Annotated in this window: 17 protein-coding genes; 9 read left to right on the plus strand and 8 right to left on the minus strand. The window is 72.7% G+C overall.

Annotated features, from left to right (window positions below; genetic code table 11):
* Nucleotides 1-121: 121 nt before the first annotated feature.
* Together scy and mce are read right to left on the minus strand one after the other, a co-directional pair.
* Nucleotides 122-3,913, minus strand: coding sequence for a polarized growth protein Scy (gene scy / locus JOC24_RS23655; protein ID WP_205022384.1), 3,792 nt, complete (start codon nt 3,911-3,913; stop codon nt 122-124).
* A 231-nt stretch (nt 3,914-4,144) separates the two neighbouring features.
* Nucleotides 4,145-4,573 (minus strand): methylmalonyl-CoA epimerase, encoded by a 429-nt coding sequence (mce, locus tag JOC24_RS23660; RefSeq protein ID WP_205022385.1) that lies wholly within the window; start codon nt 4,571-4,573, stop codon nt 4,145-4,147.
* Between the two features lie 135 nt (nt 4,574-4,708).
* Between mce and JOC24_RS23665 the strand changes: the two genes are divergently transcribed.
* The 4 genes from JOC24_RS23665 to JOC24_RS23680 all read left to right on the plus strand — a co-directional run bounded on the left by JOC24_RS23665 (nt 4,709) and on the right by JOC24_RS23680 (nt 11,646).
* A complete protein-coding gene (locus tag JOC24_RS23665; RefSeq protein WP_205022386.1) occupies nt 4,709-5,911 on the plus strand; it encodes an acetyl-CoA C-acetyltransferase in 1,203 nt (400 codons plus the stop codon).
* A 28-nt stretch (nt 5,912-5,939) separates the two neighbouring features.
* Complete coding sequence (meaB, locus tag JOC24_RS23670; RefSeq protein WP_205022387.1) at nt 5,940-6,902, plus strand: methylmalonyl Co-A mutase-associated GTPase MeaB; 963 nt, start codon at nt 5,940-5,942, stop codon at nt 6,900-6,902.
* Between the two features lie 155 nt (nt 6,903-7,057).
* Entirely contained in the window at nt 7,058-9,430 is a 2,373-nt protein-coding gene (locus JOC24_RS23675; protein ID WP_205022388.1) for a protein kinase domain-containing protein, read from the plus strand.
* On the plus strand, nt 9,427-11,646 hold the full coding sequence (locus JOC24_RS23680) for a protein kinase domain-containing protein (RefSeq protein WP_205022389.1): 2,220 nt from the start codon (nt 9,427-9,429) through the stop codon (nt 11,644-11,646). Before JOC24_RS23675 ends, JOC24_RS23680 begins: the two co-directional genes overlap by 4 nt.
* A gap of 39 nt (nt 11,647-11,685) precedes the next feature.
* Here the strand turns inward: JOC24_RS23680 and JOC24_RS23685 are convergent, their stop codons facing one another.
* Entirely contained in the window at nt 11,686-12,348 is a 663-nt protein-coding gene (locus JOC24_RS23685; RefSeq protein WP_205022390.1) for a PepSY domain-containing protein, read from the minus strand.
* A 119-nt stretch (nt 12,349-12,467) separates the two neighbouring features.
* On the opposite strand from JOC24_RS23685, the gene JOC24_RS23690 reads away from it, so the two are divergent.
* Complete coding sequence (locus tag JOC24_RS23690) at nt 12,468-13,127, plus strand: response regulator transcription factor (protein ID WP_205022391.1); 660 nt, start codon at nt 12,468-12,470, stop codon at nt 13,125-13,127.
* Complete coding sequence (locus JOC24_RS23695) at nt 13,124-14,581, plus strand: sensor histidine kinase (protein WP_205022392.1); 1,458 nt, start codon at nt 13,124-13,126, stop codon at nt 14,579-14,581. Before JOC24_RS23690 ends, JOC24_RS23695 begins: the two co-directional genes overlap by 4 nt.
* 28 nt (nt 14,582-14,609) lie before the next feature.
* On the opposite strand, the gene JOC24_RS23700 is transcribed toward JOC24_RS23695, so the two are convergent.
* The 4 genes from JOC24_RS23700 to JOC24_RS23715 all read right to left on the minus strand — a co-directional run bounded on the left by JOC24_RS23700 (nt 14,610) and on the right by JOC24_RS23715 (nt 17,235).
* Nucleotides 14,610-15,086 (minus strand): MarR family winged helix-turn-helix transcriptional regulator, encoded by a 477-nt coding sequence (locus tag JOC24_RS23700; RefSeq protein ID WP_205022393.1) that lies wholly within the window; start codon nt 15,084-15,086, stop codon nt 14,610-14,612.
* Between the two features lie 96 nt (nt 15,087-15,182).
* A complete protein-coding gene (locus tag JOC24_RS23705; protein WP_205022394.1) occupies nt 15,183-15,956 on the minus strand; it encodes an AIM24 family protein in 774 nt (257 codons plus the stop codon).
* The gene (locus JOC24_RS23710) at nt 15,953-16,603 is read right to left on the minus strand and encodes an AIM24 family protein (protein ID WP_205022395.1); all 651 of its coding nucleotides are present in this window, start codon (nt 16,601-16,603) and stop codon (nt 15,953-15,955) included. The genes JOC24_RS23705 and JOC24_RS23710 overlap by 4 nt, the downstream gene beginning before the upstream one ends.
* Entirely contained in the window at nt 16,603-17,235 is a 633-nt protein-coding gene (locus JOC24_RS23715) for an AIM24 family protein (RefSeq protein WP_205022431.1), read from the minus strand. Before JOC24_RS23715 ends, JOC24_RS23710 begins: the two co-directional genes overlap by 1 nt.
* A gap of 208 nt (nt 17,236-17,443) precedes the next feature.
* Here JOC24_RS23715 and JOC24_RS23720 point away from each other — a divergent pair, with 208 nt between their 5' ends.
* From JOC24_RS23720 to JOC24_RS23730, 3 genes are all read left to right on the plus strand, one after another.
* A complete protein-coding gene (locus tag JOC24_RS23720) occupies nt 17,444-17,794 on the plus strand; it encodes a DUF3817 domain-containing protein (RefSeq protein WP_205022396.1) in 351 nt (116 codons plus the stop codon).
* Nucleotides 17,791-18,084, plus strand: a complete 294-nt coding sequence (locus JOC24_RS23725) for an MTH1187 family thiamine-binding protein (protein WP_015578763.1) — start codon at nt 17,791-17,793, stop codon at nt 18,082-18,084. Before JOC24_RS23720 ends, JOC24_RS23725 begins: the two co-directional genes overlap by 4 nt.
* Before the next feature lie 355 nt (nt 18,085-18,439).
* The gene (locus JOC24_RS23730; protein WP_307792751.1) at nt 18,440-19,723 is read left to right on the plus strand and encodes a glycosyltransferase family protein; all 1,284 of its coding nucleotides are present in this window, start codon (nt 18,440-18,442) and stop codon (nt 19,721-19,723) included.
* An 18-nt stretch (nt 19,724-19,741) separates the two neighbouring features.
* Here the strand turns inward: JOC24_RS23730 and JOC24_RS23735 are convergent, their stop codons facing one another.
* Nucleotides 19,742-20,728 carry an ArsR/SmtB family transcription factor gene (locus tag JOC24_RS23735; protein ID WP_205022397.1) on the minus strand — a complete coding sequence of 329 codons (987 nt, stop codon included), beginning with the start codon at nt 20,726-20,728 and terminating at the stop codon, nt 19,742-19,744.
* Between the last annotated feature and the right edge of the window lie 45 nt (nt 20,729-20,773).

A 20,773-nucleotide genomic window follows, 5' to 3' on the forward strand; every position in this document is an offset into this window, starting at 1 on the left:
AGCGGCGTGTCAACGTGAAGATGCCGCTTTGGTATGGAGAATGACACCCCTTTTGAGTGGCTGACCCCCGGAGTGCTTGCGGCCCGAAGGGTTGAATGTTCATGACGAAATGCACGGGCGGCTACGCGTCCGACGCCTTGCCACCCGACCGCGTACCCGCTGCCGCGCCGGCCTTGACGCCTCCGGCACCTCCGCCCGAGGCCTTGCCCGTCCCACCCGGAGCCTCGAAAGACTCCAACGCCTCCAGGACGTCCTGGACACGGGAGATCTCCGTATTGATGTCCTCGCGCCTGCGGACCAGCAGGTCCAGTTCCCGGCGGCCCTCGTCGACCATCTGCTTCGCCTCGGCCTCCGCGTCGGCACGGAGCTTCTCGGCCACCCGGGTCAGCTCGGCCTTCTTGGTCTCGGCCTCCTTGAGGAGCGACTCGGCGCGCTTCACGGCGGCGATACGGACCTTGCTCGCCTCCGAATTCGCATCCGCCAGCAGCTCCTTGGCCTTGGCCTCGGCCTCGGCCCGCTGATCCGTGGCCGCCTTCATCAGCTTGTCGACACGTTCGCCGGCCGTCTTCATCTGCTCGGAGGTCTCGCGCCGGGCCCGCTCGTGCAGTTCCTCGATCTCGCTCTCGATCCGGGTCCTGAGTTCCTCCGCGCGCTCCCGGGTGGCGGTGGCGTCCCCGCGCGCACCGACGAGCAGCTCGTCCGCGTCCGTACGGGCCCGCTCCACCAGGGAGTTGCCCTCGACCGTGGCCTCCGAGGTGATTCGCACGGCCTCGTTGCGGGCGGCGCCGACCATCCTGTCTGCCTGCTCCTCGGCCTCGGTGGCGGCGCGCAGCGCCTCCTCCTGGGCCTTCTCGACGAGCTGGTCCGCCTGTTCGGCGGCGTCGGTACGGCGCTTCGCCGCGGCCTCACGCGCCTCGTCCAGCAGCCTGTCCGCCTCCTGGCGGGCCTCCGCGCGCAGTTGCTCCGCCGCGGCCTCGGCGTCGGCGCGCAGCCGCTCCGACTCCTCGCGGGTGCGGCCGGCGTGCTCCTGGGCCGCGCCGACGGTCCGAGCCGCCTCCGCGCGCAGTCGCTCCGCCTCGTCGGTCGCCTCCTTGACGAAGCGTTCGGACTGCTCGGTGGCCTCGGTGCGGACCCGCTCGCTCTCCTTCGTCGCCTCGGCCATGAGCCGGTCGGCCTGCGCAGCCGCCTCGGAGCGGATCCGGTTGGCGTCCTCACGGGCCTCACCCCGGGCCCGCGAGGCGTCCTGCTCCGCCGACGCGAGGGCGTCGGATGCCTCCGTGCGGACCCGCTGGCTGTACTCCGAGGTGTCCGAGCGCAGTTTCTCCGACTCGGCGATGGCCTCGGACACGGTCCGCTCGGCCAGGGCCTTCGCGGCCTCCGACTCCTCGTGCGCGACCTGACGGATGCGGCCGGCGTCCTCGGCGGCCCGTTCACGCTCGGCGTAGGCGTCGGACCTGACCCGGTCCGCCTCCTCCTGCGCCTCGGTCCGCGTCCGCTCCGCCGAGTGCTCGGCGGCCGAGCGCAGCCCGGTGATCTCCTCCTCGGCCTGTTCCTGGAGCCCTGAGACGGAGTCCCGCACCTGCTGCGCGGTCTGCTCGGCCGCGGACACCAGCTCCGCGGCCCGGCTCTCCGCCTCCTCGACCAGCCGCTGGGACTCGGCCTGCGCCTCCTCGACCCGCTTGCGGGCGGAGGCGAGGAGTTCCTCGCTCTGCTCGCGGGCGCGCTCGCGGTCCTGCTCCGCCTCGGCGCGCGCGGAGCCGAGCGCCTCCTCGGCGGCACGGCGGCGGCGGTTCGCCTCCTCCTGGGCGGCGGCCAGGGCCTCGGCGGCCTCCGCGCCGACCCGCTCGGCGGCGGCCGCGGCCTCGGAGCGCACACGGTCGGCGCTCTCCTGCGCCTCGTTCTTCAGCCGCTCCGCCTCGGCCGCGGCCTCGCTGCGCAGCCGTACGGCAACGGACTCGCCCTCGGCGCGGGAGCGCGCGGCGTCGGCGGCGGCCTCGGTGCGCAGCCGCTCGCCCTCCGTCGTGGCCTGCTCCTGGAGCGTACGGATCCGCTCGGCCGCCTCCGCACGCAGCCGTTCGGACTCCTCGCCCGTCTCGCGGCGGATCCGCTCCGCCTCCGCACGCGCCTCGCCGAGTGCCTGCTCCGCGGCGGTGACCCGGGACTCGGCCTCGGTGTGCAGCCGGGTCAGCTCCTCGGCCGCCTCGGACCTACGGGCCTCGACGCCGCGCTCGGTCTCCTCGCGCAGCTCCGCGGCCGCCTTCTCCGCCGCCGCGGTCAGCGCGGTGGCCTGCTCCTCGGCCTCGGCGCGCAGCTTCTCCGCCTCGGCACGGCTGCGTTCGAGCGCTTCCTCGGCCTGCTTGCGCAGGGTGGCGGCGCGCTCGGCGGCCTCGCTCCGGACGCGCTCGCTCTCGGTACCCGCGGAGGTGCGCAGCTCCTCGGCACCGGCCTTGGCCTTGGTGAGCAGCTCCTCGGCGGTGCGGGCCCCCTCCTCGAGCTGCTGGACGGCCTCGCGGCGGGCCTCGCCGCGGATCCGCTCGCCCTCGGCCACGGCCTCGGAGCGCAGCTGCTCGGCCTCGCCGCGGAGCCGGCGTGCCTCCTCCTGCAGCTCGACGGTCTTGGCCCGGTACTCCTTGGTGTCGTCCTTGGCCGCGCCCTTGAGCTGGTCGGCCTGTTCGGCGGCCTCGCCGCGCAGGCGGTCCGCCTCGGCCTCGGCCTCACGGCGGATCCGGTCGGCCTCCTCGCGGGCCGCCCTGGTGGTGGACTTCGCGTCGTCGGAGGCCTTGGTCAGGACCTCCTCGGCGCTCCGGGCCGCCTTCGCGAGCTGGGCGGCGGCGTCCTCGGCGGCCAGGGTGCGGGCCTTCTCCGCGGCCTCGGCGACCACCCGCTCGGCCTCCGCGCGGGCGTCGACGAGCGCCTGCTCGGCCTCTTCCTTCAGCGTCTCGGCCTGCTTCGTGGCCTCGCCGACCAGCCGGGCGATCTCGGACCTGGCCGTACGGGTGCGCTGCTCGTTCTGCGACTCGGCACCGGCCAGCCGCTTGGCCGCGGCGTCCTTCGCCTCGGTGAGGACCTTCTCGGCCTCCAGCCGGGCCTCGCGCAGCCGGGTCTCGGCCTCCTGCATGCGCTGCTCGGCCGCACGGTTCAGCTCGGCGGTCTGCTGCCGGGTCTGCTCGGTCTCGGCTGTGGCCGTCGAGCGCAGCCGCTCGGCGTGACCGGTGGCCTCCTGGGCCTGGGTGGAGGCGGCCTCCAGGAGCCGCTCGGCGTCCCGGCGGGCCCGCAGCAGGGTCGACTCGGCGTCCGCACGGGCCGCCTCCGCCTCGGAGTTGATGCGCCGACGGGTCTCGTCGGCCAGCCGCGCGGCCTCGGCACGGGCGGCGGCCAGCGACTGCTCGGACTCCGTGCGTGACTCGTCCAGGAGACGGCGTGCCTGGGACTCGGTCCTGGCCCGCAACTGCTCGGCCCAGGCGACGTTCTCGTTGACGTGGGACTCGACGGTCTGGCGGCGCTCCGCCAGCTCCTGGTCGAGCCGCTGGCGCCGCTGCACCGCTTCGGCGTGCAACTCCGCCTGGAGCCGGGCCTGGTGCTCAGCGTGCTCCTGCAGGATGCGCTGCGTCTGCGCCCTGGCCTCGCGCAGCTCGCGCTCGGCGTCGGTGCGCAGCTGATCGGCCTGGGTCTGGGCATTACGGAGCATCTGTTCGGCCTGGTAGCCGATGTCCGCGCCATCGTGCGCGGGGCGGGTCGCCAGACTGCGCCGCGCCTCGTGCAGCTTGGCGCGCAAGACCTCGACCTGGTAGCCGAGGTCCTCGGCGTGCTGGACGGCCTTCTCCCGGTCGGTCTTCAGCCGGTCCATCTCGGCTTCGAACCGCGAGAGATGGTCGTCAGCCCGGTGGCTCTGCTGGCTCTCGTAGCCCCGCACTGCGCGGTCCCATCCTTCCCCGAGCTCTCAACTTCTTCCCCGAGCTCTCAACTTCGTTCGAGCAGGGGATGCCCCACTGAGAAGGGGAGGCCCCAACCCTGGTCGCAAAATCCAAACGAGTACCGCTCGCCGGCGAGCGGTCCCCCGGGGAATGGTGACAGATCAACGGCACGGCTCCGACCCGGCCCCGGCCCGGAGCAGCCCACTCTACCGGGCCGGGTATCGGTCGGGTCAGTGCTCTGTCGCCGAGGTGACCAGTTCGGTCAGCACCCCGTGGCAGTCCTTGGGGTGGAGGAAGGTGATCCGGGAGCCCATCGAACCGGTCCTGGGCTCGTCGTACAGCACCCGGACGCCCTTCCCGCGGATGTCGGCGGCGTCCGCGTCGACGTCCGCGGTCCCGAAGGCGATGTGGTGCACGCCCTCACCGTTCTTGGCCAGCCACTTCCCCACGGCCGAGTCCTCACGGGTCGGCTCGAGCAGCTGGAGGTAGGAAGCTCCGCCGTCCGAGGTCTCGTTGATCTTCAGCATGGCCTCCCGGACGCCCTGCTCCTCGTTGATCTCGGTGTGGTGCACCTCGAAGCCGTAGGTCGCGCGATAGAACTCCACGGTCTTGTCGAGGTCGAAACAGGCGATTCCGATGTGGTCGATTCGCGTCAGCATGGAACCAGTGCAGCGCTCCGGGGATGGTTACGCAACGTGCGCGCGATCACACCCGCTGCCGGATGACGGGCGCGGTACCGCTCAGTACATTCATGTAAACCCTCGTTCACAACCGATCCCAAGGGGCTGTGCCTCATGTCAGGAACGACCGGATCCACCTCAGTGATCGTCGCGGGCGCGCGGACGCCCATGGGCCGTCTCCTCGGCTCGCTGAAGAGCCTCTCCGGAGCCGACCTCGGAGGCGCCGCCATCAAGGCGGCGCTGGACCGGGCCGGGATCGGCGGCGACCAGGTCGAGTACGTGATCATGGGCCAGGTGCTCCAGGCCGGGGCAGGGCAGATCCCGGCACGCCAGGCGGCCGTCAAGGCCGGAATCCCGATGAACGTCCCCGCGCTCTCCGTCAACAAGGTGTGCCTGTCGGGGCTCGACGCCATCGCCCTCGCGGACCAGCTGATCCGCGCCGGTGAGTTCGACATCGTGGTGGCGGGCGGCCAGGAGTCCATGACCAACGCCCCGCACCTGCTCCCGAAGTCCCGTGAGGGATACAAGTACGGGGCGATCCAGATGCTCGACTCGATGGCCCACGACGGCCTGACCGACGCCTACGAGAACATCCCGATGGGCGAAGCCACCGAGAGGCACAACATCCGCCTGGGGCTGGCCCGCGCCGACCAGGACGAGATCGGTGCCCTGTCCCACCAGCGCGCCGCCGCCGCCCAGAAGAACGGCATCTTCGAGGCCGAGATCACCCCGGTCGAGATCCCGCAGCGCAAGGGGGACCCGATCCTCGTCTCCAAGGACGAGGGCATCCGCCCCGAGACGACCGCCGAGTCGCTCGGCAAGCTCCGCCCGGCCTTCTCCAAGGACGGCACGATCACCGCCGGCACCGCCTCGCAGATCTCCGACGGTGCCGCCGCGGTCGTCGTCATGAGCAAGGCGAAGGCCGAGGAGCTGGGCCTGGAGTGGATCGCCGAGATCGGCGCCCACGGCAATGTGGCGGGCCCGGACAGCTCCCTCCACTCGCAGCCGTCCAACGCCATCCTTCACGCCCTGAAGAAGGAGGGCATCGGCGTCGACGACCTCGACCTCATCGAGATCAACGAGGCCTTCGCGGCCGTCGCGGTCCAGTCGATGAAGGACCTCGGCGTGACCTCCGACAAGGTGAACGTGAACGGCGGCGCGATCGCGCTCGGCCACCCCATCGGCATGTCCGGCGCCCGTCTGGTGCTGCACCTGGCGCTGGAGCTGAAGCGGCGTGGCGGTGGCACCGGGGCGGCGGCGCTGTGCGGCGGCGGCGGCCAGGGTGACGCGTTGATCATCCGCGTACCGGGCAAGTAGTCACCGTACGAGCGAGCGAGGAGGCCGAGTGAAGGTGGACGTCCCCACCCTGGTCGAGCAGGCACGTGAGGGCAGGCCGCGTGCGGTGGCCCGGCTCATCTCCCTGGTGGAGGGTGCCTCGCCGCAGCTGCGGGAGGTGATGGCGGCGCTGGCACCGCTCGCGGGCCACGCCTACGTCGTCGGCCTGACCGGGTCGCCGGGTGTCGGCAAGTCCACCTCGACCTCCGCGCTGGTCTCCGCCTACCGGAAGGCCGGCAGACGGGTCGGGGTCCTGGCCGTCGACCCGTCGTCGCCGTTCTCCGGGGGTGCGCTCCTCGGTGACCGGGTCCGTATGTCGGAGCACGCCTCCGATCCGGGCGTCTACATCCGCTCCATGGCCACCCGCGGCCATCTGGGCGGACTGGCGTGGTCGGCCCCGCAGGCGATCCGGGTACTGGACGCGGCGGGCTGCGACGTGATCCTCGTGGAGACCGTGGGGGTGGGCCAGTCGGAGGTGGAGATCGCCTCCCAGGCCGACACCTCCGTCGTCCTCCTCGCCCCGGGCATGGGTGACGGCATCCAGGCGGCCAAGGCCGGAATCCTGGAGATCGGCGATGTCTACGTCGTCAACAAGGCCGACAGGGACGGCGCGGACGCCACCGCCCGAGAGCTCAACCACATGCTTGGCCTGGGGGAGTCCCGTGGGCCCGGCGACTGGCGGCCGCCGATCGTGAAGACGGTCGCGGCCCGGGGCGAGGGCATCGACGAGGTCGTGGAGGCACTGGAGAAGCACCGGGCGTGGATGGAGGAGCACGGAGTCCTCGCCGAGCGGCGCACGGCACGTGCGGCCCGCGAGGTCGAGACGATCGCCGTGACCGCTCTCCGTGAGCGCATCGCCGATCTGCACGGCGATCGCCGGCTGGACGCGCTGGCGGAACGGATCGTGGCCGGAGGCCTCGACCCGTACGCGGCGGCGGACGAACTGGTCGCGGGTCTCACCGGCGGGAACTGACGGCTCCCCGGGCGGCGTGCGGGCCGCCCGGGGAACCGCCGCAGGGCGTGTCCGCGTCGTGAGGCGCCGCGCTCCGCTCCTGACGGGCCGTGAGAACATGCGGCGGAACGGGGCGCGTGCGGTGCGTGCCCTGGTCGAGCACGTCGGGGGGACGCATGCTGGGCCCGTTGCGCGAGGACTCACCACGGCACGTGGGGCGCTACACCGTCCTGGCCAGACTCGGCGCGGGCGGCATGGGCGAGGTCTTCCTCGGACAGCGCGACGGCTCCGGCGACGACGTCGTCCCCGTCGCCGTCAAGACGGTCCGCCGTGACGTCGCCCAGGACCCCGGGTTCAGGCAGCGCTTCCGGCGCGAGATCGAGGTCGCCCGGTCGGTCACGGGCCCCGCCCTGGCCCCGGTCCTGGACGGTGACGCCGACGCGGAGGTGCCCTGGCTGGCCATCGGCTACGTCGCGGGCCCGACCCTGTCGGCCGCGGTACGCCGGTCGGGTGCGCTGGCGGAGGAAGAGGTCCGGATGCTCGGGGCGGAACTCGCCCGGGCCCTGGAGACCGTCCACGCGGCCGGCGTCGTGCACCGGGACGTGAAACCCGGCAACGTCCTGCTCGCCGCCGACGGGCCGCGCCTGATCGACTTCGGGATTGCCCGCGGTGCGGGCGCCACCCCGCTCACGACGACCAGCCGCATGATCGGCAGCCCCGCCTTCATGTCCCCGGAGCACGTCGCGGGCAGCGGACGCGTGGTGCCCGCCTCCGACGTCTTCTGTCTCGCGTCCGTCCTGTGCTTCGCCGCCACCGGCCGTGACCCGTTCGGTGACGGTCCGGTGGCCGCCGTGCTGTACCGGGTCAAGTACGTGGAGGCCGACCTGGACGGGGTGCCCGACGCCCTGCGCGCGGTGCTCCAGGACTGCCTGGTGGCCGATCCCTCCGCCCGCCCCACGCCCGCCGTCCTGGCCGCCCGCCTCGCCCCGGAGGGCTCCGTGGGGTGGCCGGGACCGGTCGCGGCCCACATCGCCGAGTACGAGCGGGAGCTGGCCTCCGTACGGGCACTGGGCGGGCCGCTGCCGCCGGGGTACACCCCGACGCAGGGGGCGACGGCCAGCCGGACGCCGGAGGACCGACCGCCCGCCCAGGGAGCCGGTCCGGCCCCGGACCGGCTTTCCGCCGAGAGCCCCGGTCCGACACCGGTGGACCAACTGCCCACCCAGGGCCCGGGTCTGCCGCCCGGCCCCGTTGCGGACCGTCCCGCCCGTCGTCGCCGCCTCCTCGGTGCGGCCCTGGTCGCGGTCGTCCTGGCGGGAGCGGCCGCAGGGGGTCTGCTCGCCGCGCGGGACGCTGACGGAGGCGGGAGCAGCGCCGCCCCCTCCGGTCCCGCCGGCTGGAAAGCGTGGCACGCGACCTTCTCCGGTACCCCCCTCGGCTGCGCGGCCGGCCAGGACGTGGTGGTCTGCCGTACGGCGGACGGATCGTACGAGGCGCTCTCCGCGGCCGACGGCAAGAACCTCTGGACCTACGAGGCGGTCGAGGAGCAGGGCGACGGGGACGCCCGGATCAGCCCGAGCGGTCAGTTCTTCATGCCGGGAGGCTCCACCCTTCCCGTCGTGCGGGGGGACTCGGTGTACTTCGCCACCGGTAACCGCCTGCTCGCGGTCGACGCGCTGACCGGCACGTCCCGCTGGGAGGCCCGCACCGGGGGCGCCCACATGCCGGAGAGCTCACCGCAGGTGGCGGACGGGCTGGTCTTCGCCGACATCGGTGACCTGCCCGACGGATCCGAGATCGCCGCCTTCGACGTCCGGGACGGGACGGAGAAGTGGCGCAAGCCGCTCGTCGGGGAGGGCCTGGCCAAGGCCCAGCGCGGAAACTTCTGGCCGCTGGGCGCACGGGACGGGATTCTCTACGCCAGGAACGAGGAAGGCCTCCGTGCCTTCCGTACCGAGGACGGTGCCGAGCGGGACGCCGGATGTCCGCAAAAGACGCCGTCCGACTTCGCCGTTCACTGCCCACAGGCCCAGGACGGTACGGGCCAGGAGTCGCCGCCCGCCGGAGTCGGCCGGGACGCTTCCGTGGTGGCCCGCACCGACCGGGTGACCGTCTTCAGGACGGGCACGTCCGCGACGCCGGGGGCGGAGGGGGCCGGGGAGGGCACCGAGGAGCCGGAGATCGTTCTGGTCGGCCGTGACGACGGTGAGGTCCTGGGCCGTTACGGCCTGGGCGAGGACGCCGAAGCGCGGAGGAGGAACCCGGCCTCCGCCCCGGCTGTCGTCGACGGCACACTCGTCTGGGCGGACACCGACGCACTCCACAGCATCGCGCTCGGCGACGGGGACACCCCGGGGCCACTGCGGCGGACCGCGATCGAGGACGTGCCGGTCCCCGAGATCGAGGAGCCGTACGACCCCGCCTACGGTGACGCGCTGGGCAAGCAGAACCGGCCGCCCGAGATCTTCCCGGCGGGCCGGGTCGTGCACATCGTCTACCGCCACGGCATCGCCGTCTCCGTGGCGATCCCCGGACCGGCCTCCTCGTGATCGAGCCGCTGCCGCCCGGTGGGCGCACCCGCATCGGTCCGTACCGCCTCCTGGGACTGCTCGGCGCAGGGGGGATGGGAGAGGTGTACCTGGCCCGTGCGGAGTCCGCCCCGCCCGTCCACGGCGAACCGCTCGCCGGACTCGTCGCGCTGAAGACCGTGCTCGCCGGACTGGACCTCGACGACGGCTTCCGGGTCCGGTTCCGCCGCGAGATCGCGGCGGCCGGTGCCGTGCGCAGCCCCCACTCGGCGGCGCTGGTCGGCGGCGACGCGACGGGCGACACCCCCTGGCTCGCCACCGAGTACGTCCCGGGCCCTTCGCTCGCCGAAGCGGTGTCCCGCACCGGCCCGCTGCCCGAGGCCGTGGTCCGCGCGGTCGGTTCGCACCTCGCCCTGGCGCTCGCCGACATGCACGCGGTGCGGGTGCTGCACCGCGACCTCAAGCCGGGCAACGTACTGCTCGGTGACGACGGGCCGAAGGTCATCGACTTCGGGATCGCCCAGGCATTCGAGGCCACCCGGCTGACCCGGACCGGCGTGGTGGTCGGCAGCCCCGGCTACATCTCACCCGAACACGTCAACGGCTCACGTGCGCTGGTCCCGGCCTCCGACGTGTTCTGCCTGGGCGCGGTGCTGGCCTTCGCGGCGCGCGGACGCGGTCCGTTCGACGACCCCGACATGGCAGCGGTCATCTTCCGGATCGCGCACGGTGAACCCGAACTCGACGGCGTACCGGCCGGGTTGCGGGCGGTGGTCGAACGATGCCTCGCCCCCCGCCCCGAGGACCGGCCCACCCCGTACGAGTTGGCCGGGCTGCTCCTGCCGGGCGGTGTGCCCGCCCCCTTCCCGTGGCACGACGCGCTCCGGGAACAGTTCGCCGCCCATGCCGAACGGGCCCTGCGGTGTGCCGCGTCGGTGCCGGCGGCCCCGTCGCGGCCGCCCGCGCCGCCGCGGCCGCTCCCCGTGCGCACCCGGCGACGGGGGCGGCTGGTGGCAGTGGCCGCGATCGCGGTGGTCTGTGCCGTGCTGGGCGCCGCTTTCCTGCCGGGTCTGCTCGACGGTGACGGAGCCGACGGTCCGGCGGCCGGACGGCCCGGTGCGTCCGCGTCCGAGCCGGTGTCCGCCTCCGGCCCCACGGTCGTGCCCGGGGCGGACGCCGGCCGCACCGACGACTTCGGGGGCCGGGACGGGAAGCTCTCCGCACGGCCGGCCGGCTGGAAGCCCTGGAAGTCCGGCGAGGACACGGGCGAGTACGGCTGTGTGCTGTCGGCCGCCGTCCTCGTCTGCTCCGGTGAGCACGGCGTCACCGCCCTGGACGCGGCGACGGGCGGTGAACGCTGGAACGTCCCGGAGGAACCCGGTCCGCAGACCGGTGCGGACGGCCGGTCGATCGCCGCGGTGGAGGACGGCACGGTCTACGCGTTCGTGCGGGACGAGCTGGTCGGGCTGCGCCTGACCGATGGCAAGGAGGTCTGGCGGCGGACCGTGCCGGGCGGGCGCCCGGGGACGGGAGCGGTGTACGCGGACGGGGTGATCTACTACGTCGCCCGGGCGCGGGGCGGCTCGGCCGGCACCCTGGTCGCCCAGCAGATCAGCGGCGGCGAGAAGCCGCAGAAGTGGGGCGTGGACCACGACGAGTTCCCGTTCACGCTCCTGGCGGGCGACGGCCGTGTGGTGGCCGTGGGCAGCAGCATCCGGGTCTTCGACGCCGAGTCCGGCGAGCGGCTGCCCGGAGTCGGCGAGGAGAGGACGGAGTGCGGCCATCCCGTGCTCGAGGACGGCGAGCTGATCTGCGTCGCCCGGGACGGCCTCACGGTGACGGACATCGCAGCCCCCGCCGGCCGGCGCACCCTGGCGGAGGGGATGAAGGGTGCGAAGAAGCCGGCCGTCACGGCGGACGGGACGGTGGTGGTCTCGGCGCCCGGCGAGGTCCGGGCCTTCCGGCTGAGTGACGGTGAGGAAGTGTGGCACCACGTCGACACACTGCTCGACGAAGCGGCCGGCGACGTCTCGATCGTGGGCCCCCGGGCCCTCGTCCACGCGGAGGTCACGGTGGACGCCTACGAACTGGACGCCGACGGCGAGAACCCTCCCGAGACGGGCAAGATCTTCTCCCTGCCCGTCGGCGGCCCTCCACCCTCCCTGATCGCCGTGGACGAGGCCCTGTTCCTCTCCTCGCCCGGCGACGGCACGGTCCTGTCCGGGTTCGCCCCCTGAGGCGGTCGGGGACGGGACCGTGCCCGCACGGCGGGACGATCAGTCGTCGTCGTTGTCGTCCCGGTCGTCGTCCCGGTCGTCGTCCTGGTCCACGGTCACCTTGCCGCTCTTCGCGTCCACGTGCAGCTCGTGCTGCTTGCCGTCCTTGCCCGTGACATCGACGCCCCAGTGCAGCGCACCGCGCTCGCCGTTGTCGTCGTCGCCGTCGTCGTCCAGGTCCACCGACGTCACCGTGCCGGGCTGAGCCGCGAGCGCGGCCTTCACCGCCGCGTCCAGGGAGACGCTCGCCGAACGGGGCGCGTGCCGGTCGCGGTCGTCGTTGTCGTCGTCCTCGCGGTGGGACAGCACCTTGCCGTTCCGCGCGTCCACGGTCACGTCGTGCCAGACCTTGTCGGAGCCGTACACGTCGAGCTCCCAGACGGTACGTGCGCTGTCGTCGTCATCGTCCAGCCCGGCCTCGGTGACCGTGCCGGGGACGGCCTTCAGTGCGGCGCCGACCGCCTCGTCGAGCGTCGTCCGCCCGGTCTTCGCGGTCCCGGTGCCCCCGGTGTCCCCGTCGGAGCCCGCCGCCCGGTCCGTGCCCGCCACCGTCCGGTCGTCGTCGCCCGCGCCGTCGGAGTCGGCGAAGGCGGCGGTCGTCACGATCCCGCCTCCGACCAGTACGGCGGCGGTGAGAGCGGCGACTGCGATGTTGCGCTTCATGATGGGTTCCTCCCCGATGGGATCTGCGGTGCGACGGGTTCCACACTGGCGGCGCGATGCTGAACGCAGCCTGAAGCCACCTGAAGACGTCTTCAGGTTCGTTTTGGGAAGCTGTCCTCATGCGCCTGTTGATCGTGGAGGACGAGAAGCGCCTGGCCACGTCCCTCGCGAGGGGACTCACCGCCGAGGGTTTCGCCGTGGACGTCGTGCACGACGGCCTGGAGGGTCTGCACCTGGCCGGTCAGGGCGTCCACGACCTCCTGGTCCTCGACATCATGCTGCCGGGGATGAACGGCTACCGGATCTGCGCCGCCCTGCGCGCCGCGGGGCACGAGACGCCGATCCTGATGCTGACGGCGAAGGACGGGGAGTACGACGAGGCCGAGGGCCTCGACACGGGCGCCGACGACTATCTGACCAAGCCGTTCTCGTACGTCGTGCTCGTCGCCCGGATCAGGGCGCTGCTGCGCCGCCGCGGCGGTTCCGCCTCCCCGGTGCTGACCGCCGGGATGCTGCGGATGGACACCGCCGCCCGGCGGGTCCACCGGGGCGAGGAGGAAGTCACCCTCACCGCGAAGGAGTTCGCCGTTCTGGAACAGCTCGTGCTGCGGGTGGGCGAGGTGGTCAGCAAGGCGGACATCCTGGAGCACGTCTGGGACTTCGCCTACGACGGGGACCCGAACATCGTCGAGGTCTACATCAGCACCCTGCGCCGCAAACTCGGGGCCGCGTCGATCCGTACGGTACGGGGCGCGGGCTACCGGCTGGAGGCCCTGTGAGGTCCGTGCGCGCCAGGGCCGCGCTGGGCGCCACCCTCGTCGTGGCCGTCGCCCTGACCGTCGCGGGGCTGGCCGTCCTCCTGGTGCTGCGCGGCAACCTGACGGACCGGGCGGGCCTGGAGGCCGAGGTGGCCGCACGTGAGGTGGCCGGGCAGCTGGCCCTGGGGGCGACGTACGCGGAACTCGAACTGGGCGACGAGGACACCCACCCCGTCCAGGTGACCGACGAGCAGGGGCGCGTGGTGGCCGTCTCCAAGGACCTGGAGGCGATCTCGGGTACGGGCACGGCGCAGGTCGTACCGGTGCCGTCGGCGCCGGTACCGAGCCCGGGCGACGACGATGACGACGACGATGACGACGGGAGCGAACCGGCCCGGGGCGAGGTCTCCTCCGACCCGCCGGACTTCACGAACGGAACCGCCACCGTCGACGGCGAGACGGCGGACTACCGTTTCGCGGCCCTCGAGTCGACCACCGAGCAGGACGTCACCCTGACCGTCCGCGCGGGAGCCCCGCTCGCGGCCGAGCAGGAGGCCGTGGACACCGTGCGCACCTCGATGCTGACCGGACTGCCCCTCATGCTGCTCGTCGTCGCCGGAGTGACCTGGCTGGTCACCCGGCGCGCACTGCGGCCGGTCGAGGGCATCCGGCGGGAGATGGCCGCGATCACCGCGTCCGAGGACCTCAGCCGCCGGGTGCCCGAGCCGGACTCGCGGGACGAGATCGCACGGCTGGCCCGTACGACCAACAAAACCCTCACCGTCCTGGAGGCATCGGTCGACCGGCAGCGGCGTTTCGTCGCCGACGCCTCGCACGAGCTGCGCAGTCCGATCGCCTCGCTCCGCACCCAGTTGGAGGTGGGGCAGGCCCACCCGGAGCTGCTGGACGTGCCCGGCGCGGTCGCCGACACCGTACGGCTGCAGGCGCTGGCGGCGGACCTGCTGCTGCTCGCCCGGCTCGACGCGGGGGAGCGGCCGGGGCGCACGGCGGTCGACGTCGGAGCGCTGGTCCGCGAGGAGGTCTCCCAGCGCACGACGGACCGGATCCCGCCGCAGGTGTTTGTCGCCGGCAGCGGGTCGCTCGAAGTCGCCGGGTCGCGCGGGCAGCTGGCCCGGGTGGTCGGCAATCTGCTGGACAACGCCCAGCGTCACGCGGAGCGTTCGATCGCCGTGTCGGTGCGGGAGGACCGGGGCGGTGTGCTCGTGGAGGTCGCCGACGACGGCTCGGGCGTGCCCGAGGCCGAACAGGACCGGATCTTCGAGCGCTTCGTCCGCCTGGACGACGCCCGCAGCCGCGACGACGGCGGGGCCGGGCTCGGCCTGGCCATCGCCAGGGACGTCGCCTCCCGGCACGGAGGCGCACTCACGGTGGCCGAAGCACCGGGCGGGGGCGCGCTGTTCACCCTGCGGCTGCCGCTGCGGCCCGTGCCTGGAGGGGAGCCGGCGGCCGGCTGACCCGGACGGGAAGGGCTGAGGGGTCGCGCTACGGCTTGCCGCGCCGGCCGCGCAGGTGCTCCGCGATCGGGGTCAGGGCATCGTGCAGTCCGGCGAGCTCCTCGGGGGAGAGGAGATTCATGAAGTGCCTGCGCACCGACTCGACATGGTGGGGCGCGACCTTCCGCATCGTCTCGCCGCCCAGTTCCGTGAGGACCGCGAACAGCCCGCGCCGGTCCGACTCGCAGTGCTCGCGCCGTACCAGGCCGGCGTTCTCCATGCGGGTGATCTGGTGCGAGAGCCTGCTCTTGGACTGCAGGGTGGCGGCGGCGAGATCGCTCATCCGCAGCCGCCGGTCCTCCGACTCCGAGAGGTTGACCAGGATCTCGTAGTCGTTCATGGTCAGGCCGAACGGCTGCAGATCCTTCTCCAGCTGATGCGTCAGCAGCCTGCTGACGTCCAGGTGGGTGCGCCAGGCGCACTGTTCCGCATCGGTAAGCCAGCGGGTGGCCGTCTCGGTCTCCATGTATGAATTCTACCTAAGATGTTGAAAGCCGGACGAATTCTCGTGTGTGACCCCGCGCACGCGCCTGCCCCGGCGTCACACTCCGCAGACTACCGCTCACAGCCCGAAGCGACGCTGGAGGTCCCCCAGCTGACCGGGCATGCGAGGCGTGGAGCCGTGTTGACCGCCCCCGGGCCCGCCGCCGGGCACGCCCGGCTCGTGCGGCACGGCGCCGGTCGCCTGCTCGGGCATCAGCGCCTCCGTCGACTGGAGCAGTACCGTACCCGCCCCGACGAACTCGAACTGGTGCTCCTCGCCGGAGGTGCCGCCGATTCCGGTCAGCGAGCGCAGCCCGCCCATCACGCCGGTCATGTAGCCGTGATCGTAGTGGTGGCACGGTGAGGGGCAGTCCGCCCACCCCACCAGCGCCTGGGGGTCCACCCGCAGCGGCGGCTCCATGAAGACCACCGGCCCGTTGGACGCGGCGACGAACTTCCCCGTCCCGATCAGGGTCAGGAAGCCCGGCACGATCGACTGCTTGAGCGCCAGCGTCGGCTGGTAGGCCAGGAGGTTGCCGGACCGGATCGTCAGGTTGCCTTCCTCCAGGTCGAAGGAGTTCACGTCGAAGGCCCGGTCCGCCAGCAGCATCTTGCCGCTGCCCTCGGCCACCACCCAGTCGCTCGCGTGCAGCGGGGAGTGGAAGCTCGTACGGATCAGCCGCTCGAAGCGGCCGTGCCCGATGCCGTTGAAGTCGATCTGCCCGTAGTAGGCGATCATCTTGCCCTTCTGCAGGAACCACTGGCTCCCCTTGAGTTCCACGCAGAAGGTGTACGAGTTGACGTTGTCGTCCGACGGCAGCGTCATGGGGTCGAAGACCACGGGCGTGCTCACAGCTTCTCCTCCGACGCCTGGACGTACACCGCTCCGCTGCCGCTGAGCTCCAGCTGGAACGCCTCACCGGAACCGCGCCCCACCATGTCGCGCCAGCCGAGCGCGGTGGACAGCTTGTTGGTCACGTCCCCGTGGTGGGCGACGTAGGCCTGCGGGTCCACGTGCACCGGCCTTCCCGGCGCGATCGGCAGCTCGATCACCCCGCCGTGCGCCATCAAGGCGACCGCGCCGTGACCCTTCAGTGTCGTCGTGAACAGGCCCTGCCCGGTCACCTGGCCGCGCACCATGCCCATCACCCCGCCCTGCGAGCCCATGAACATGGTCCCCTGCTGGAGCGTCCCGTCGAAGGCGAGCAGCCGGTCGGCCTCCACGTAGAGGGTGTCGCCGGCCAGGTTGATCACCTGGATGTGGTGGCCCCCGTGGCCGAACATCACCGTTCCGCTGCCCTCGACCGTCATCAGGGGGGTCGCCTCGTTCGCCACCCGCCGGCCGATCATCGACCCGAGGCCGCCCTGCCCGCCCTGGACGTTCGGGGTGAACGAGACGTCACCCCGGTACGCGAGCATGGCACCGCGCTGGCTGTACATCTTCTGGCCCGGCGCCACCGCGGCCTCGACCATCTTCGAGTTGATCTCACGGAACGGCATCAGACGTCACCCCCGACGGTGTTCCGCTCGCTGGGCTGCACGTAGACGAGTCCGTCGCCCTCGAAGCGGATCTGGAAGGACTCGCCGGAGCCCTCACCCATGAGCGTCCGGAAGTTCACCCCGGACTGGAAGTGCTGCTGGAGTCTGCCCTGGTGAGCTATGTAGGCGCCGGGGTCGACGTTCAGCGGGTACTGGGGTGTCACCCGCAGCACCACGGCGGAGCCGTCCGACATGATCGCCGCCTGGCCGGTGCCCTCGACGGTCGTGGTGAACAGGCCGTTGCCGCTCGCCCCGCCGCGCAGGCCCGTGAAGGAGGTGCCGGTACGCAGTCCCGCGTCGGTGGCCAGCAGATTGCTCGCCTCGACGTAGAGGGTCTCGCCGTGCAGCGAGACGAGGTTGATCTCGCTCGCCCGATCGGCGAAGTAGCAGGTGCCCTGCCCCGTCACCTCCATCATCACCATCTGCTCGCCGGTCAGCCGGCGGGTCACCATGCCGCGCAGGCCCTCACCGCCGCCGGACATCTTCTTGAACGCCATCCGGCCGTCGTACGCGACCATCGAGCCGTTCTTCGCCTTGACGGCGTCGCCTGTCAGGTCGACGGCGAGCGTCTTGCTGCCTTGGAGTCGGAACATCGCCACGGTGCGACGTTAGCCGCATGCGAGCCCGGCGGACAGGGCCCGGCGGACGATCCCGACCCCCGCACGACCCTGATATGCGGTGATACGTGCCTCGGAGGCCCGACGGGACCCCCTGCCCCGGGAGGCGGGCGGCGATGCCACAATGGCTGTGCTTGTGCCTGCGTTCACAAGCCGACACGCCCCTCCCACCGAAGGTGCCCTCGTGGACATCAAGACCGCTTCCGCCCTGCACCGGCTGCGCCTCATCTCGCTTCCCGAGGCGCTGTCCTTCCCGGCACTGCTCATCTTCGGCTCGCTCCTCATGCGGGTCTCGGACATCGACTTCCTGATGCCGCCCCTCGGCGCGCTGCACGGCATCCTCTTCACGATCTACGTCATCTTCCTCGTGGACGTGTGGGTCAAGGCCAAGTGGCCCCTCAAGCGTGTCGGCCTGTTCTTCCTCCTCGCGGTGGTGCCGTTCGGCGGGCTCTACGGGGAGAAGCTGCTCAAGAAGTACGAGGCCGACGGCGTCATCGCCGCCCGTGCCCGCGCCGAGGGCAAGGTGAGCGCGTGATCGTCGCCTTCTCGGTCAGCCCGCTGGGCGTCGGCGAGGACGTCGGCGAGTACGTCGCCGACGCCGTCCGTGTCGTCCGCGAGTCCGGGCTGCCCAACCGCACGGACGCGATGTTCACCTCGATCGAGGGCGAGTGGGACGAGGTCATGGACGTCGTCAAGCGTGCCGTCGCCGCGGTCGAGGCCCGCGCGGGCCGCGTCTCCCTGGTACTCAAGGCCGATATCAGGCCGGGCGTCACCGACGGTCTGACCTCCAAGGTCGAGACGGTGGAGCGACATCTGGCGGGCTGACGCCCGCTGACGCCCTGGTCATGGCCTGCCCTCGCGCAGGAAGCCACTCGACTCGCACCGGAAGCCGCACAAGAGGAGCCACACACGAAGAGCCCCCGGTGTCGGGGGCTCTTTCCGTTCGGGCGAAGAAAACCCCTCTCTCGGGCCTGCCGGGTCGACACATTGCCATATGTCCATTTCTGTGGTGATACCAGGATTCCTGACCATGGGAGGCGTGATGCCGTCGGAGGGTCACGATCACGACAGCTGCGGCCGCCACGCGGGTGCGCCCGCGGAGCCGCCCGCGACGGGGTACCGGGTGCGGTACCGCGGCCTCCCGCGCACCCGGAGGCATCGAATAGGCGCCGTCCTCCTGATGCCGCTCGTACCCGCGGTCACCGGACTGCTGCTGCTGCACGTGTTGTGGCCGACGCACTGGACCCGGGGTGGGGGCGGCCGGAGGTGGCTGGTGCTCGCCGACTCCCTGACGCTGGTGTCCGTCGGCCTGGTCGAGCTGTTCCTGCTGGCCAACCTGGCCGCTGTGGCGTACGCCCTGTCGGTGGCCAGGGACCCGGTCCCCGTGACGCCGGAGCCGGGCCGGGGGCTCGCCTTCCTCACCACGTACGTGCCGGGCAGGGAGCCCCTCTCCACCGTGCGGGCCGCCCTGGAGGGCGCCGTACGGATGCGGCACCCCGGACCGCTGGACGTCTGGCTGCTCGACGAGGGGGACGACCCCGAGGCCCGGATGCTCTGCGCCGAGCTGGGCGTGCACCACTTCACCCGCCTCGGGGTACCCGAGTGGAACCAGGAGACCGGCCCGCACAAGGCCGGGACGAAGCACGGCAACGTCAACGCCTGGCTCGCCAAGCACGGTGACGCCTACGACTTCGTCGCATCCGTGGACTCCGGCCACGTCCCGCGGCCGGAGTCCCTGGAGCGGATGACCGGCTACTTCCGCGACCCGGACATCGCCTTCGTCGTCGGCCCGCGGGTCCACGGGGGCGAGGCACGGGCCGCCGGGTCCTCGCAGCTGCTCTCCGAGGCGCTGGCCCAGCTGGCGGGCAACCGCTACGGGGCGCCCCTGTTCGACGGCACCGACAAGGTCGCGCGCGTCGCGGCACTGCGCCAGGCCGGCGGCTTCCACGGCTCCGCCACGGAGGCTCTGGCCACCGGATTCGCGATCCACCGCCTGCGCAACCCGCTGACCGGACGCCACTGGCGCTCGGTCCACACCGCGGACGCCCGGGCCGCCGGGGAGCGGCCCGTCTGCTGGGCCGACCGGTCCACCCGGCGGCCACGCCGGTTCCGGGAGGCCTACGGGACGCTGCTGCGGCAGTACGGGAGAGCGCTGTTCCGGGTGCGGCCCGGACGGCTGGTCAGCTACACGCTGACGCTGGTCCGCCGGCCCGTGGAGGCTGCCACCCGGCTGTTCGGCGTGCTGAGCTGTGTGCTGGTCCTCACCCACACGCAGTCGCGCGTCTGGGCGCTGCTCGCCCTGGTGACCGCTCTGGTGCCTCTCGTGCCGTGGTCCCTCACTCCGCTGCGCAGGCCCGGGACCCGCGGCGCGCTCGACCGGTCGCGTACGGCGCGTCCCGTCCCGGAGCCGGAGCCCGCACTGGCCGCCACCGCCGGAGCGAGCCCTCCCCCGGGAGGGAACTGACCACGCCACGCCGGTCGTTCAGGTCTCCTGCGCCGCCAGTGCGATGCCCAGCGGGGTGCGTTCGTACAGCACCTGGTGTCCGTAGCGCCGCGAGGTGAGCAGGCCCGCCGCGCGCAGCGCCGACAGGTGCGCGGACACGGAGGACGGGGCGAGCGCGAGCCGGTGTGCCAGGACGCTCGTCCCGGCCGGTTCGCCGAGGGCGCACAGCACGTCGGCGCGGGCCCTGCCCAGCAGCCGGGCGAGCGCTTCCGGTGTCCGGTCGGCGGACTCCGTCCACAGTCCGCCGATGCCACGCGCGGGGTAGATCACGGCGGGCTGCCACGGGGGCTCGTGGCCGCCGACGACATCCGGCCAGACGAAGACACTGGGCATCAGGACGAGCCCCCGGCCGCCGAGCACCCGGCTGTGGTCGCCGCGGGTGCCGGCCACCGTCAGGGTCGAGTCCGTCCAGCGGAGCCGCGGGCTGAGCTCGCCGAGCAGCCGCTCGAAGCCGACCTCGGCGAGCCGTCGCGAGTGGAAGGCGATGTCCGCCTCCAGAAGGGCGCGCAACCGGGGCCAGTGCGGCCGGACCATCACCTGCCACGCCCGCTCCAGCAGGTCCGCCAGTTCCTGGACCGTCCGCGCCGGGTCGGCGAGCATCCGCTGCCCGGCGGGCGAGTGCAGGGCGCCCGGCGTGTCGGCGAGGGCGAGCGCCATGTCGGCGCGGGCGGTCGCCGGATCCGTTCCGCGCACGGCCGACAGCTCCTCCGCGAAGGTGGCGAGCGGTCCGAGCGGCGGCGGGCAGACGAAGTCCGGGTTGTGGCCGGGCTCCGGCATCAGCAGCCACAGCGGTGTCAGGTCCAGCCCTGCGGCGCCCTCCTTGATCCGCCGGAGCCACGGCAGGTGGTAGCCGTGACGGGACGGGTGGCGGAGTGTGCGCACGGCCGCCTGCGTCTCCCAGAGCGGCGAGAGCGCGAAGCGGCAGCGCAGCAGGTCGCTCTCGTCGAAGTGAAGGTGGAACGGCATCGTCGGGGCCCACTCGGGTTTCGGCGTGAGCCGAAAGTCTACGGA

It is taken from the genome of Streptomyces sp. HB132 (assembly GCF_016909575.1).
In the GTDB taxonomy this organism is placed as follows: Bacteria; Actinomycetota; Actinomycetes; order Streptomycetales; family Streptomycetaceae; genus Streptomyces.